General features: G+C 55.5%; 12 protein-coding genes. 3 read left to right on the top strand and 9 right to left on the bottom strand.

Annotation, left to right across the window (positions count from 1 at the left end):
- Positions 1 to 240: 240 nt before the first annotated feature.
- Both ACP7BS_RS08890 and ACP7BS_RS08885 read right to left on the bottom strand, forming a co-directional pair.
- On the bottom strand, positions 241 to 1,095 hold the full coding sequence (locus ACP7BS_RS08890) for a Hint domain-containing protein (protein ID WP_426237685.1): 855 nt from the start codon (positions 1,093 to 1,095) through the stop codon (positions 241 to 243).
- Between the two features lie 481 nt (positions 1,096 to 1,576).
- Complete coding sequence (locus tag ACP7BS_RS08885; RefSeq protein WP_060511140.1) at positions 1,577 to 1,828, bottom strand: hypothetical protein; 252 nt, start codon at positions 1,826 to 1,828, stop codon at positions 1,577 to 1,579.
- A gap of 487 nt (positions 1,829 to 2,315) precedes the next feature.
- On the opposite strand from ACP7BS_RS08885, the gene ACP7BS_RS08880 reads away from it, so the two are divergent.
- Positions 2,316 to 2,759 carry a hypothetical protein gene (locus tag ACP7BS_RS08880; protein WP_426237683.1) on the top strand — a complete coding sequence of 148 codons (444 nt, stop codon included), beginning with the start codon at positions 2,316 to 2,318 and terminating at the stop codon, positions 2,757 to 2,759.
- A gap of 66 nt (positions 2,760 to 2,825) precedes the next feature.
- On the opposite strand, the gene ACP7BS_RS08875 is transcribed toward ACP7BS_RS08880, so the two are convergent.
- From ACP7BS_RS08875 to ACP7BS_RS08845, 7 genes are all read right to left on the bottom strand, one after another.
- Positions 2,826 to 3,011, bottom strand: coding sequence for a hypothetical protein (locus ACP7BS_RS08875; protein WP_426237681.1), 186 nt, complete (start codon positions 3,009 to 3,011; stop codon positions 2,826 to 2,828).
- 441 nt (positions 3,012 to 3,452) lie between these two features.
- Positions 3,453 to 3,845 (bottom strand): DUF1236 domain-containing protein, encoded by a 393-nt coding sequence (locus tag ACP7BS_RS08870; protein ID WP_426230346.1) that lies wholly within the window; start codon positions 3,843 to 3,845, stop codon positions 3,453 to 3,455.
- Positions 3,846 to 4,160: 315 nt separating this feature from the next.
- On the bottom strand, positions 4,161 to 4,808 hold the full coding sequence (locus tag ACP7BS_RS08865) for a response regulator (protein ID WP_426230345.1): 648 nt from the start codon (positions 4,806 to 4,808) through the stop codon (positions 4,161 to 4,163).
- A complete protein-coding gene (locus tag ACP7BS_RS08860) occupies positions 4,805 to 6,205 on the bottom strand; it encodes a sensor histidine kinase (protein WP_426237680.1) in 1,401 nt (466 codons plus the stop codon). The genes ACP7BS_RS08865 and ACP7BS_RS08860 overlap by 4 nt, the downstream gene beginning before the upstream one ends.
- Before the next feature lie 674 nt (positions 6,206 to 6,879).
- Entirely contained in the window at positions 6,880 to 7,128 is a 249-nt protein-coding gene (locus ACP7BS_RS08855) for a DUF982 domain-containing protein (protein WP_426237678.1), read from the bottom strand.
- Between the two features lie 199 nt (positions 7,129 to 7,327).
- Positions 7,328 to 7,663 (bottom strand): hypothetical protein, encoded by a 336-nt coding sequence (locus tag ACP7BS_RS08850; protein WP_426237676.1) that lies wholly within the window; start codon positions 7,661 to 7,663, stop codon positions 7,328 to 7,330.
- A 411-nt stretch (positions 7,664 to 8,074) separates the two neighbouring features.
- A complete protein-coding gene (locus tag ACP7BS_RS08845) occupies positions 8,075 to 8,521 on the bottom strand; it encodes a BA14K family protein (RefSeq protein ID WP_426230753.1) in 447 nt (148 codons plus the stop codon).
- Positions 8,522 to 8,933: 412 nt separating this feature from the next.
- Between ACP7BS_RS08845 and ACP7BS_RS08840 the strand changes: the two genes are divergently transcribed.
- Positions 8,934 to 10,730 carry an acetate/propionate family kinase gene (locus ACP7BS_RS08840; protein ID WP_426230341.1) on the top strand — a complete coding sequence of 599 codons (1,797 nt, stop codon included), beginning with the start codon at positions 8,934 to 8,936 and terminating at the stop codon, positions 10,728 to 10,730.
- A 241-nt stretch (positions 10,731 to 10,971) separates the two neighbouring features.
- Positions 10,972 to 13,383: a phosphoketolase family protein gene (locus ACP7BS_RS08835; protein ID WP_426237675.1), complete on the top strand. Its 2,412-nt coding sequence runs from the start codon at positions 10,972 to 10,974 to the stop codon at positions 13,381 to 13,383.
- Positions 13,384 to 13,760 lie beyond the last annotated feature (377 nt).

Here is a 13,760-nt window from a genome sequence, read left to right as displayed (position 1 = left end):
GATATGCAGCGTACGATGGAGTGCGAAGAGCTTGTCCACCCGGTTGTGAACGCGATTGTATCCGCGGCCGCAGCATCCGGCTGGACCGTAGACGAGGTTTTGGTCGCTGTGGAGGAAGTAGTGAAGGATATCAGGACAACCAAACCCAACGTGTAGACAGATAACAAAGCCGCGGTATACGTACGCAAGTACGCTTCATCTTACTTGCAGCCGCGCCAGCGAATTAAGCTGTTCCCGTGGTTACAGAGGGGCCTCCTCGTGAAAGAGCTCACGATGAGCAACAAAAAACGCGCGAGCCGCGATTTTTTCATAGTCATCGTATATCACGTCATTCCTCACGACGAGGCTCGCCGCAATACGTAACAAGGCTTTTAGATGCTTTTTCCCTCCGTAACCAACGATCGGCGCAGCAGGCTTCATTGGAGTATCGAAAATCCCCGGAAAAAGCTGCCGCAGTTCAGCGAAATTCGCGAAGTGCTCGTCATTTTGCCCTTCTAAAAGCAGAGTTTCGGTTGGTGCACCCTGAGCAAGGATTACTTGATGACCATCGAGCAAAATATGGAAGTATTCGATGGTATCTGTCCCCTGAGGCAGAGCTGGGGCAATGGAGGCCCCATTCACGAGGTCCATGACCCGGATCAAAACCCCGTCAACGAGCAAGGCATGCCCCGGCGATAAATAGAGGTCTGAATGAGGTACTTGCCCGTCCAAGGCATGTCGCCGGATACGAATGGGCATCACGTTTCCGGCCGTAGGGTAATGAGTTGACTTGTAGTTCCGACGACCAATCCATCGGATGGGCATCGCCTCCCCATGCAACGTCGTTATCAAGTCCCCGATGGAAAGCTCTTCAACTTTTACTTCGCCGGTCGATGTGGAAAGGGTGGTTCCCCGCAGAAAACAATTTGAACCGTGTTTTCCTTTCCCCCTATGCTTGCCCCAGTTCCTCCCCATGCTGTTGGCGTCTGAAGGTGCTGTAATCGCGCCTGCCGCGCCTGTTACTGCGGCAAGCCTGGCGCCCGCAGCTGCAGCAATGCCCAAGAAATGGCGCCGCGCCAGCTGCGTTTTGATTGAGCGATCGCTACGATTGGGCATTTTTTTCTCCATCGTTAATGTTCGAGAACGATAGCTGCCTTACGTCGAGAATATAGCCTCTTAAAAGTGCGTACGGTTATCATCCGACTGAGCGATTAGATGAACCGTTGGGCGATATCCCAAATTTGGACATCCAAAAGGTGGCTTGACGTCGCGGACTAAAGTCCATCGTGGGCTGGCATAGGTCCTGTGTGCCGTCGGAGCCGAATTTCAACGGTTCAGCCTTCACCGTGGATCGCAGAGAGACGGTTGCATGGCTACCCCAGCCAGGCCCCTCGTTCGTTTTCGAGCGGCGGGTCATCGTATGTGATAAGAGCTGGTAGCCAAATGTCTTCGCCAGCGATATTTGGGCTGGGGTTCCACCGGGAGTTTGCGCTTAGCAGATAACAGCCGCAGTAAATCTTCGGCTGTAGCCGGCTAGCTTTTCGAGTGACCGGTAACAAGTCCACTCTCTTCTAAGGAGATTCGCTGCTGCCTCACTTCAGGTAACGTCACCGGGCCCGTAGTAGACTTTTGTCCAGACGACGGACCATTCATCCGAGCCACCTTCATCATAGACGTAGCGGCCATCCCCGGAAAGCTCTTCGCGCCAGGGATCCATGGTCAACCATGCCGGAGGTGCTATTCCGGGTAGCTTCAATAATTGAAGTACGTCGTGAAGTTCCGGCAGCGTGGTGACCTTTTGTACGTCCTGCAAACCGCTAGCCCTTATTGTCCAGGCATAATGCGTCATCGTGAGATTTCCTTCCAGACAGGTCTGCGCGGGGCCGTGCGTTGGGGGAAGAGGCTTCTACGAAACGTAAATCCGTCGGGCATTTCAACCTCGTGATACACCGGCTTTTTCTATTCAGCCCAGCGGCTGAGCAACACAGGCCTAATGTTGATATAGCTCTCGTGGGTCATCCATCCATCCGGCTTCAGCCGTCCAACGAGCTAAGACTTTCGGAACGAAATCAAGGCAAAGGTCCTACTAAGCAAGCGGACAACGAGTTTTGAGACCAAATCCGTGTAAACTACAGGTTCTTCTGGTGTCGCGACATTCAACCCTGCCAGAAAACGGCTTGTGCCTGGACGAGATTGAGAAAAGGCGGGGATGAGGATAAATACGATTAGGTCCGTTGACGACCGGCGCGTCAAATTCAGAGTATAAAGCGCTACTGCACGCATGCCTGCGTTCTTTGAGATGATGAGCGTACAGGTTCGCTCGCGAGGAGTCCCACATGACGACGTGCCGAAAAATTGTTCAGTCTCAACTCGGCATTGTTTTTAGCGTATTGATTGCGGCGACCCCTTACACAATGAAGGTTTCCGATTTCACCCTTGAGCTTACCCCCCAGTCTCTTTTTGCAAAAGACGGCAACAACGGAAATGGAAATGGCGGGGGAAATGGAAATGGCGGGGGAAATGGAAACGGCGGGGGCAACGGAAACGGCGGCGGGAATGGCAATCAGGGCGGGGGCAAAAGTGAGACGCGAGGAAATACGCAAGGTGCGAAAGAACAGGGTGCCAAAGGAAACAGCGCGGGACTATCTGTTCGTCATAGCGACGGGATCAGCGAGTTCGTTCGCGATGGCCGATATATTATGACGGACTCCAAAGGTCGCACCATCGTGAACCGCCGGGCCACCCTCGCAGACGAGATCCGTCTGCGGTTTTTGCATTAAAATCTGATCAGGTGCGTTGCAACGGCATTGGGGTGGCCTCGAACGCGCGATTGCAGCAAATTGGATTTATTGTTTGCCGATCGCACCTTCAAGTTTTGCTTGGAGAAATGCTAACGGCTCCTGGATCGTAATCGGCCCTCCAGCCGTTAAAATCCGCGTAAGTTTGTGCTCATCCACCGGATAAATGACGATGAGCTGAGTAACGTTCACGTAAATTTTTTCATCTGTTTCAGATGTCAGCTCAAGCCACATTTTAGTGCTCCTAGGTCGTGTCGATGAACCACTCTCGACGCTGGCGACGCGAGGGCGAGCTGTGAATGCTGCAAGCTATTTCGTCTGGTCCAAGTGAGTACTGCCAAACGGCAAGACCACATTAACCTGTCGTTTGGGCGGTCCGGCCATGCTTATGGAGAAGACTGCCAAGGTCATTCCAGCCATCAAAAAAAATATAAAGAAGAAAACCCCGCTTAGTGAGGAACTGGACTTTGACGTAGATTGATAAGACATTTCTTGATCTCATTGGGGGGGCGAGACGAGGCAGGGCGGTACGTGGCGTATCGCCCTGCTGTAAAATTCAGGCGAAGCCCAGAAATGACAGGATAACCCCGATGATGACAATTGCTCCAACAAGCCAGATTAAGCTGTTCATCGTTTATCTCCTTCATGGCTACAGTGTTGGTGGGGTAGCTACCGTTACTGGATCACCTGGACGACGTTGCGTGTCTGCGGATCGACGATGACACGCTGCTCATTGACGATGGTGTAGGAGTAACGGGGATCTTCCGCGATCGGCATCAAAACCACCTCTTGTGGCAAAGGCTTCCCAACGACGACAGCCTGTTCGACGACGACTGAACGCTGTACAGGTTGCTGTCGAACATAGGTGACAACACGTTCCGGCGGGGGATCAATGACAGCGCCTGCGATCGCGCCGGCGACGCCGCCAACTGCAGCGCCCACGGGACCGCCTACGATTGCACCAGTGATAGCACCACCAGCCGCCCCGGTAACTGCACCGTCTTCTGCAAAAGCGGCGCCGCTGAGCACAGTGGCGAGGGCTGATGCGAGAATGAGTTTCGTTTTCATGACAGGCTCCTTTTTCCGTTTACAGCAGCACAACGTCATTCAACTGAAGCTGTTCCCCCCTAGGGCTAGAGTCTCGTTTCCGTGAGACGAACGCAGGAACATGGTAGGGCTAAAGTCCTGTATCGCCACAGTAAACGTCGGCCGTAAGCCGCCCGCAGGGAACAAACCCCGGCGCGTTCCATTCACGCTGGATTGGACATAGGAGCCGACGATGGACACTAGTTTGCGTGAAGCCCGCTGGCTTCTGATACCGGTCGTGGGACTGATCTTTGCAACGCTCGCAACTGGCCTACTGGCAGGGTGAACCGTAGATCGCTAGACGATAGTGCGATTGCGGAGGACCATCGCAGCTTCCGTTCTGTTGCTGGTGCCGAGTTTTGCAAAAATATGGGTCATATGCTGTTTGATTGTCTTTTCGTGGACGCCGAGCCGGAGCGCTATGCGCTTATTGCTGAGTCCTTCCGCAACTAGGTCGAGGACCTCCTGCTCGCGGCTCGTCAAGTGGTTGATCGGGTTGGGCTGCTTTGCCAAGGCTGCGGCCGATGACATGTCGGAGAGCAACCGCGCCGACAATGTCGGGGAAACATATGTCTCTCCGGCAGCGACGGATGTTACTATGTCGGCAAGCACACGCGATCCGACACCCTTCAAAACATAGGCCTTTGCCCCTTTGTCCAGGGCGCTCATGACGTCGTCGCTTGTTTCTGAGACTGTCAGCATCATTATCTTTTGCTCAGAGTTGATATCCAGGATAGGCAGGATTGCATTCAACCCACCCCCTGGCATCGAAATATCCATGAGCAGGATATCGGGCTTCAGGGTAGCGCAGATCTCAAGCGCGTCCTCCCTTGTTGAGCCTTCGCCGACTATTTTGAAACCTTGGATTTCCGTAAGAATCCGCATGACGCCTTCACGGAAAAGCGGGTGATCGTCGATGACCGCAATTGTTATCTCTCCCATCACGAGGGCTCCATTTCATCTAAGTTTAAGGACATACACAGCTCCGTTCCCCCGTCCGATGTCTTCAGTTCAAATGTTCCCCCGAGGCTTTCAACCCGTTCTCGCAGACCCGACAAGCCAAGGCTGGACGGCTGGATTTTAGTTGGGTCAAAGCCTGGACCGCTGTCGCCAACTTTAACAGCGACAACCCGCCCGTCGTAGGTCTGGATGACATATTGCCCAACGCCACCCCCGTGACGATACCCGTTGTTGAGCGCCTCCTGCAGAAACCGAAACACGCAGATTTTCGCTGAGATCGAGAGCTGAGGAGACGTGGGTGACAGGGAAAGTTCTACCCGTGTGCCTGTGCGCTCAGAATGGGATTTGAGGGCGCGTTCGATTACTTCCCGCAAATCGGCTCCTTCGATCTGGGGCAGGACGAGACCGCTGCAGATCGTGCGGATTTCCTGCATAGCGTCGTCCAGACTGGATTTGATTGACGCGATCTCGCCGTCCCGTACCTTACGCGAAGTTCGAGGGTTGCTGATAATCTCGCTGTCGACCTTCAGTGCGGCCAAGGCGACCAGCTGCGCCGGGCCATCGTGGAGTTCGGCCCCAAGGCGTCTGAGGTACCGTTCATTGAGGGCCGTCGTGCGCTGGCTCGCCCGTTGGAGCTTCGCGCTTAGCTCGCCGTTCTGCAATAGAAGTTCAGACAGCTCGTGGATGCGACGCTTCAGCGCCTTATCTTGGCTGTCTATTATCTTGCTACCTCTAAACACGAGGGCCGACAAAATTGCAAAAAATGACATCGTGAATGCTACGACCGCGAGCCAGCTCTGCAAGCGTGCGTGGTTCAGACTGTGCTGAAACTCGGTGGCGATTTCATAAAACTCCAAGACGCCGACGACTTCACCCGACCATGGTTGGAGGACCGGATTGTAAATTTCGAGCACTGGCAAGCCACTATTTCGCACGGCTTCACTGCCAACATCGTCGGCATGGTCGTATTCGGCAACCATCGTCCCAGTTAACGCTGTTTGCAGCCCGTCGCTAATCGGCAGCTTTCTTCCGATTAGCGCTTTTTCGTTTGAATACAGAATGGTGCCATCTGCACGCCACAGCCGAAACGACATTAGGCGTCTCCCTAGGGTACCTTGGCCCAATGTCTCGTCCAGCGCTCTTTGTACCGACTCGCTAAGATTATTGTTGGTTTGCATGTCGGGTAGAAGGGGCGCAATGACACTGTCCACGTAGAGAGCGGTCGCAGCCCCGGTATTCCTAGTGACTGCGGCTTCAATCAGACTGGTAACGAACGCTCCGACTATGATCGTCGCGCCAAGAGACACCAAACCTCCGATGAGGAGAAACTGCTGGGCCAAACTGGGGGTATTCCAGCGGTAACGCTCCGCGAACAACCGCATGATCGATTCAGCTCCCAAATGCACGCTTTAATCTTGGCGTGCCATCTATCGTCCCAAGTAAGGCGCGACGGCTGTTCGTCAATAATGCAGGCCTGATAGAAAACGGAATGTTGGTGCGACGTCGAAGGGGAAAATTGCGGAGCCGAGGCTGCCGTCTTAAATTTGGGTAGAAGCGCAGGCATCAACTTTCGCTACATTCAACGTCTCGAGTTCCGAAAGGGCGGGTCACCTTCAGTAGACTAGTTGGTGCGGAGGATCGCTTCTACCGGCAGATATTACTGTTGTGTCTAGCTCTGATCGATATCCGCCAAAGGTCCGACACGCGTCCAAAGGAGAAGCTCCCACTGACCATCCTAAGAAGACCGATGCGCGATGAGCTTTGTCCGTCTCGCCACCCGCGAATGAAAGGTGCGATGGCTAAGTCTACGCCATCGGGACCAGCGGTGCTAGGCGACGGATGTTACCCAGCGGTTTCGGCCTCCCGTGTACGGACCTTGAAGAAGCGCTACTGTAAACTTGCTTCTTTTCAGTGCGGCTTGACGGCGCCCAGCCACACTGGCCGTTGACGCTGTTCCCATCGGTCAGGTCTGCCGACTGAGCGGCCCCAGCGGCACTCTAGCGGAGAAAACGCAGTGAGCAGACAGGTAGTATACACAGGGACAGGAGGTCCGCCGTCAGTGCTGCCGGAGGATACCAGCTTCACGCGCAGCGAATTCAAATGCAGCGCGGGCCTCGGCGTTCGTATTTGTTCCCGCCAGAGCACCCAAGCAAGCACGCCGGGCAGTGGCCTGGCTGGCTCCCCTACCTTCCGGCCATTTAGACAGCAGGTAGGCGAGAGCGTCGCGCGGATTTCGAATAACGTCAAAATGATCCTCGCACTCTTTTTTCAGCTCGACGTTCGCATCCCAAATTGTTGTGTTCATAAAACACTCCATTGGCTAGTGCTTCAAGCATGGTTGGCTCGCCATCTGACGAGGCTCGTCGAACGTGTTTCCTCATCGCAATGGGGCGCTGGTCTAGGTATCCGCGGATATTTTACGTACATGGACAAATGGAACTCGGTAGACGTTTTGAGACTGTCGGCTTTCTCGACTGACTCCAGGTCCCTACGCGAACTCCGATTTACGTTTGAGGAGAAGTCGTATACGCCTCAAGGCAAGGTTGCGGAGAAGATACCCTGACAATTGACGACCGGTTTAAGAAGGTCGGCCGATCGATTTGGCCATCATAATATGGCTGGGGCGCCACATTCAGTGGATCTTCTGGATACAGACCTCCGGCGAAGGCGAGGCGCAATCTCATTAGTATTTCTTGCATGGCCTGTATGGTCTCGACTGACTCCCACCCTTTCCTGGTCGCTTCGGCGATGATCTCCTGCATGACGACTTCTACGCACTCTTGACATTGCAGGTCACGATCAGGATGGTTTTCGCATAGTTTCGGGGCTTCGATATTCATGTGCTCCTCCTTGAATTCTGTAACACAAGTGATCAATTCTGCTTCCTCGCAGACCCAGTAAGAATACCTTCGGTGCAGGGCCCATCCTGCAGTGACGAACATTACCGATACCGCGCAGCCCGATCCGCCTCTAGGAATGTTTCGCGGTTGTCTTCGTGAAAAGTCTTTCCCTAATTATGGGCTACGTGCCGCAGCGAACTGTCCCCCGGCGTTTCAATTGTTTAAGTTCCTCTGCGCGGCCATGAGAAAGCGCTCGCCATAACCTTGCGTCACCCCGTCTACAATCGGGATGTCGCAGACTTCGGTCCGCAGAGAGGCGACCGGTTCGGAACGTTCTTCGGAGAGTAAAGGGTTCCGTTCCGGCCGGAGTGTGCCCCCGGCCGTTCCTGGTTTTATGCATATTGACGCTGATCAATATGGTGAATTGCACTGTCGTCTTGGCCCGTTGTAGGGCTGGTATGTGTTGTCGTACGTTCTGTAGCTGCGGTAGCGATTTGCGCACCATTCCACGTGACTGCCACCGTATCGAACCGGCCGATCTGCAACCGCTCCTCCAATAATGGCGCCGGCGGCAAATGCACCCAACGGGAACCATGCGCCGTTATATCGACGATACCCGCGGCGACGTTCGTAGTATCCACGGTGGCCGTTGTAGTAAGTCTCATTCCCACGACGGTAATATCCGTGACGTCTGCGCAAGTCATCGCCATCGAGTCGGCGATATTGCACGACATCAACGCCTTGGCCTAGTTGAGCAATTTGGTTGGGGCGAGGCGCTATAAACGCTTCTGCAGGAGCGAATGAGGTTGCGAGCATTGCTACCGAGAGCGCCAGGGGCGAGATATTCAAACCTAATATTTGCATCGTTTTAATCTTTCCATTTGGCGATTACTCCATCGCCAAATGAACGACCAGCCACCGTCTATGTTCCGTAAATCCAGCATCTGGGACCTTTGCGCTTTGACACAAGACCTTAGTCCCGGTGTGGCATCGAACGATGCCGCTGCTTGGTAATCGCAGGGCCCGACCCGAGCTAACCCGGGCTAGACAAGCGCGATGACGAAGTCGCGCGTTGGACGCGAAGAGGATCACTACAGAACTACCTGCTTCCCTCATGCGCACTAAGCGCTAGATTGTGTGTGGAGACATGAAAGCGATACGAATGCCGGGCACACCCTAAGGTAATGACGGCAAATCTGCTGTCGTGACTATGTCAGGTGGCGATCGGTTGGCTCTCGACTATGAGCCGAACTCGTTTGAAAGGCGATCTGTGAAAATACTTGTGTTGAACTGCGGCAGTTCCAGCCTAAAAGCCGGCGTTTTCGAGATTGCCGAAAAGGCGACTGAAATCTTCAAAGCGACTTACGAGAAATTTGAGGCGGGATGCTGTTCCTACAAGATCACCAAGGGCGGGCGGACAGAAACCGGGCAAGCGTCACTTGGCGACATTGCCGCCGCCTTGGTTGCTCTTCCGCAAATTCTTGATGATCACGGGATTACCAAACTGGAGGCGGTTGGCCATCGTATCGTGCACGGGGGCGAAAAGTTCCGAACCACAGCGGTCCTCGACGAATCGACGATTGCAGCGATCGAGGCGCTGACGCCGTTGGCGCCGCTGCACAATCCCGCCAATCTGCTGGCTGTGCGCATTGCGAAGGAAGTCTGGCCGAGCCTGCCTCAGGTCGCGGTCTTCGACACCGCATTCCATGGCACCAATCCGCCACGCGCAACGATCTACGCCGTGCCGAAGGCTTGGCGCGATGCCGGTCTGCGGCGTTTTGGATTTCATGGCACCTCACACAAGTATGTGGCCATGCGCGCCGCAGAGGAGATTGGCGTACCCCTGCGTGATCTCCAGATTGTCAGCGTGCATCTTGGCAATGGTGCCAGTGTCTGCGCGGTCAACCGCGGGGAGAGCATTGATACCTCGATGGGCATGACACCGCTCGAGGGATTGGTGATGGGAACGCGCTCCGGCGACGTTGACCCAGGCCTGTTTGGATTCCTGTCACGGCAACGTGGCCTTTCGATCGCGGAGGTAGAGGACGCTCTCTATTCGCAGAGCGGGCTGAAGGGACTAACGGGCTCATCCGACATGCGCGATGTCGAAGATCGGGCCAGTAAAGGTGATACCGAAGCCCAGCTTGCCATCGAATTGTTCGCCTATCGTGCTCGGAAATACATTGGTGCCTACGCGGCGGCGATGGGTGGCCTTGATGCTGTCGTCTTTACCGGAGGCATCGGCGAGAACTCCCCGTCAATGCGTCGGCGCATCTGCGATGGACTGGAGTTCATGGGTTTGCGGCTCGACCACGACCGAAACCAGTTTGTCGAACTTGCTAAGCATGCTGCACCGCAGATCCAGGCCTATGGCGCCAGGGTACGGGTCATCGTCACAGAGACTGCCGAGCAATTGATGATCGCCCGGGAGACGGCCGCCGCTTTGGCGCCGAAGGCAACAGTGCCTGAACCGATCCCTGTCGCGGTATCGGCCCGTCACGTTCACCTGTCCCGACCAGCGGTCGAGGCCCTGTTTGGTGCCGGATACCAATTGACGCCTGCCGTTCCTCTGCGCCAGCCCGGACAATGGGTCGCAAGCGAGCGCGTCACGTTAGAGGGGCCCAAAGGTCGCCTGGAGCGCGTCGCCATCCTCGGCCCCGAGCGTCTGCGGACGCAGATCGAAATCTCAAGAACGGATGGTTTTGCGCTCGGCATTGATGCGCCCGTTCGCGATAGTGGCAAACTCGATGGTACGCCAATGGTTCGCCTCATCGGCCCCGTCGGGAACCTCAATACCGATGGGCTGATCGTGGCCGCGCGGCATCTTCATACCAATCCGGATGATGCCGAACGCCTGGGCCTTGCGGACGGTATGCTGGTGGACGTTCACATCGGCGATGAAGAGCGCGGGCTGGTGTTTGGCAAGACGCTTATCCGCGTCAGCGCGGACGCCGTAACCGAGATGCATATCGACACCGATGAGGCAAACGCCGCCGATATCCGCGTCAGCGGTGAAGGATCGCTCGTTCCCGATCTTCGCGCAGTCGCAGTGGCGAACAGAGAATAAGGCTCTATTGTAGGCCTCTGCTCCCTTGCCGAAACGAAGGGCACGCTGGAGATGCTCGCCGGATATGCGACCCCTGGCCGCACGGGTTATGTCTGTCGGCTCGCGTTTGTCTGGGACGAATGGACCCAAGGTCCGCTTGATGCGTTAGCGTCTATAGAGACGCCAAGAACGGTGCTTCGAGTTCGCAGCCGAATCCGCCTCCACTACGCAAATTTCTAGGTCTGCGAAACCAGGAGCCAATATGAGCGATCCCCTGAATGCAGCTATTGAGTCTGAACGTCTTTCGCAGCGCGAATTGCATGACATCAACGCGTACTGGCGAGCGGCAAATTATCTGACGATCGGCCAGATATATTTGATGGACAATCCACTGTTGCGCGAACCGCTTCGGCTGGAGCATGTCAAACCAAGACTCCTGGGCCACTGGGGTACATCGCCGGGCCTGAGCTTCATCTACGCACATCTGAACCGGGTTATCCGGACCCGTGACGAGGACGTCATCTACGTCTGTGGGCCTGGCCATGGCGGCCCTGCCATGGTCGCCAACACCTATCTCGAAGGAACCTATAGCGAACTCTATCCAGACATCACGCTCGACGAGGCGGGAATGCGAAAACTGTTCCGGCAGTTTTCGTTTCCGGGCGGGATACCGAGCCATGCGGCGCCCGATGTTCCCGGTTCCATACATGAGGGTGGCGAACTCGGCTATGCACTTTCACATGCCTTTGGCGCTGCTTTTGATAACCCAAATCTCCTCGTCGCCTGCGTCGTTGGCGATGGAGAAGCGGAAACCGGGCCGCTGGCGGCCGCGTGGCATTCGAACAAGTTCTTGAACCCTGCGCGCGACGGCGCCGTTTTGCCGATCCTGCATTTGAATGGCTACAAGATCGCCAATCCGACTATTCTGGCGCGCATACCAGAGGACGAACTTCGTGCGTTGTTCATCGGCTACGGCTACGAACCGCTGTTTGTAGAGGGGCACGAACCAGTACTGATGCACGAACGAATGGCCGTTGTGCTCGACCAGGCGATGAACAAAATTCATGACATTCAAAACGCAGCGCGGGGCGGCTCTAAACAGTCCTCGCGTCCCAAGTGGCCGATGATCGTCTTGCGGAGCCCAAAGGGCTGGACGGGACCGAAAGAGGTCGATGGCCTCAAAACAGAAGGGTTCTGGCGGTCGCATCAGGTACCGCTTTCGGGGATCGCGGGAAATCCGGATCATCTGAAGCTATTGGAGGAATGGCTGAGAAGCTATCGGCCAGAAGAGCTTTTTGACGCGACAGGCGCTCCCTTGGCATCAATCCGTGAGACGGCGCCGCAAGGCTTGCGTCGGATGAGCGCCAACCCACATGCCAACGGTGGTCTTCTGCGCAAATCCCTCAATCTCCCCGGATTGCACGATCATGCAGTGGTAACCGGGCAGCCAGGGATTACGAAAGCCGAATCCACAAAAGTGATGGGCGATTTCCTGCGCGCCGTGATGGAGCTGAACGATGCTGCCAAGAACTTCCGCATCGTTGGTCCCGACGAGACCGCGTCTAACCGGCTACAGGATGTCTTTCAAGTGACAGAACGCGCCTGGATGGAGACAATCCTTCCGGAGGACGTTCACCTTGGGCGCGAAGGCAGAGTTATGGAAATCCTATCCGAACACACCTGCCAGGGCTGGCTCGAAGGCTACCTCCTCACCGGCCGGCACGGGCTGTTTTCCTGCTACGAGGCGTTCATTCACATCGTCGATTCGATGTTCAACCAGCACGCGAAGTGGCTGGATGCGTGCGAGGATATTCCGTGGAGGAGACCCGTCTCGTCGCTGAATTATCTGTTGTCGAGCCATGTCTGGCATCAGGAACACAATGGTTTCAGCCATCAAGATCCAGGGTTTATCGATGTCGCCCTCAATAAGAAAGCTGACATCGTGCGTGTCTACTTGCCGCCGGATGCAAACACACTGCTCTGCGTGACGGATCATGTCCTGCGCACGTGGAACCGTATCAACATCATCGTCGCCGGCAAGCCACCGTCGTGGCAGTGGCTGTCCATGGACAAGGCGATCGTTCATTGCCGGGCGGGGATAGGCATTTGGGACTGGGCGTCGACCAATAGCGAAAGCGAGCCCGACTTGGTTCTGGCGTGTGCCGGCGACGTTCCCACGCTGGAGACGCTTGCCGCAGTGCAGATCCTCAAGGGGGTTGCGCCGGATCTGGCCATTAGGGTTGTGAACGTCGTGGATTTGATGACGCTGCAGCCAAAAGAGCATCATCCGCATGGCCTCTCAGACAAGCAGTTCGACGCGCTGTTTACCACCGACAAGCCAGTAATCTTCGCCTACCACGGCTATCCCTGGACTATCCATCGTCTCACCTATCGTAGAACCAATCATAACAACATCCATGTGCGCGGCTACAACGAGGAAGGCACGACGACGACGCCCTTCGACATGACTGTGCTGAACGGGCTCGACCGTTACCATATTGTGCATAGCGTGCTGGATTGGGTGCCGGAACTGAAAAGCGTCCGCGTCGGGTTAAGGCAAGTGATGGACAGCAAATTGCTTGAGCACCGGGCGTATATTCGCGCGCATGGGCAAGACATGCCGGAGATTCGCGATTGGCAGTGGGTGGATGAGGGCGCGTCGATCAGTGGCTGAGGCGTAAGATCGTCGGATACCCCTGCGCATTCACTTGTGGAAATATTGTGATCGCGCAGGAAACGAGAACTGTCTCGGCTAGGTGGGGAGGGCTGCCAGAAATTTCAGTGCTGGCAGCTCTTTTGCACTCACTGCAGCAAAGCGCTGGAGCCGTTCCCCTGGATAAGACACAGCTGCTCACCGGCAAGTCGAAGTAGAACCTTTTTGCGTGCAGTTTCGTGCGAGCTGGTCGACATTCTCGCTAAATTGTGTGTGCTCTTCGTCACAATTTCGTATCAGATTGGTTCAACCATTTACGGCGTATTATCGACCGCAACCAACGCCTGCGGGGTCTGGGCTTTTCGTCATAATGTCACGAGGGGTCCATGATAACAGGG

The organism is Pararhizobium sp. DWP1-1-3, from assembly GCF_049896125.1.
Classification (GTDB): Bacteria; Pseudomonadota; Alphaproteobacteria; order Rhizobiales; family Rhizobiaceae; genus Pararhizobium.
This window is presented reverse-complemented; position numbering and strand designations above follow the sequence as displayed.

Bases quoted from the DNA above. Each gene is read 5' to 3' on its own strand.
- ACP7BS_RS08890 (WP_426237685.1), bottom strand. From the start codon at position 1,095: ATGCCCAATCGTAGCGATCGCTCAATCAAAACGCAGCTGGCGCGGCGC.
- ACP7BS_RS08885 (WP_060511140.1), bottom strand. From the start codon at position 1,828: ATGACGCATTATGCCTGGACAATAAGGGCTAGCGGTTTGCAGGACGTA.
- ACP7BS_RS08880 (WP_426237683.1), top strand. From the start codon at position 2,316: ATGACGACGTGCCGAAAAATTGTTCAGTCTCAACTCGGCATTGTTTTT.
- ACP7BS_RS08875 (WP_426237681.1), bottom strand. From the start codon at position 3,011: ATGTGGCTTGAGCTGACATCTGAAACAGATGAAAAAATTTACGTGAAC.
- ACP7BS_RS08870 (WP_426230346.1), bottom strand. From the start codon at position 3,845: ATGAAAACGAAACTCATTCTCGCATCAGCCCTCGCCACTGTGCTCAGC.
- ACP7BS_RS08860 (WP_426237680.1), bottom strand. From the start codon at position 6,205: ATGCGGTTGTTCGCGGAGCGTTACCGCTGGAATACCCCCAGTTTGGCC.
- ACP7BS_RS08855 (WP_426237678.1), bottom strand. From the start codon at position 7,128: ATGAACACAACAATTTGGGATGCGAACGTCGAGCTGAAAAAAGAGTGC.
- ACP7BS_RS08850 (WP_426237676.1), bottom strand. From the start codon at position 7,663: ATGAATATCGAAGCCCCGAAACTATGCGAAAACCATCCTGATCGTGAC.
- ACP7BS_RS08835 (WP_426237675.1), top strand. From the start codon at position 10,972: ATGAGCGATCCCCTGAATGCAGCTATTGAGTCTGAACGTCTTTCGCAG.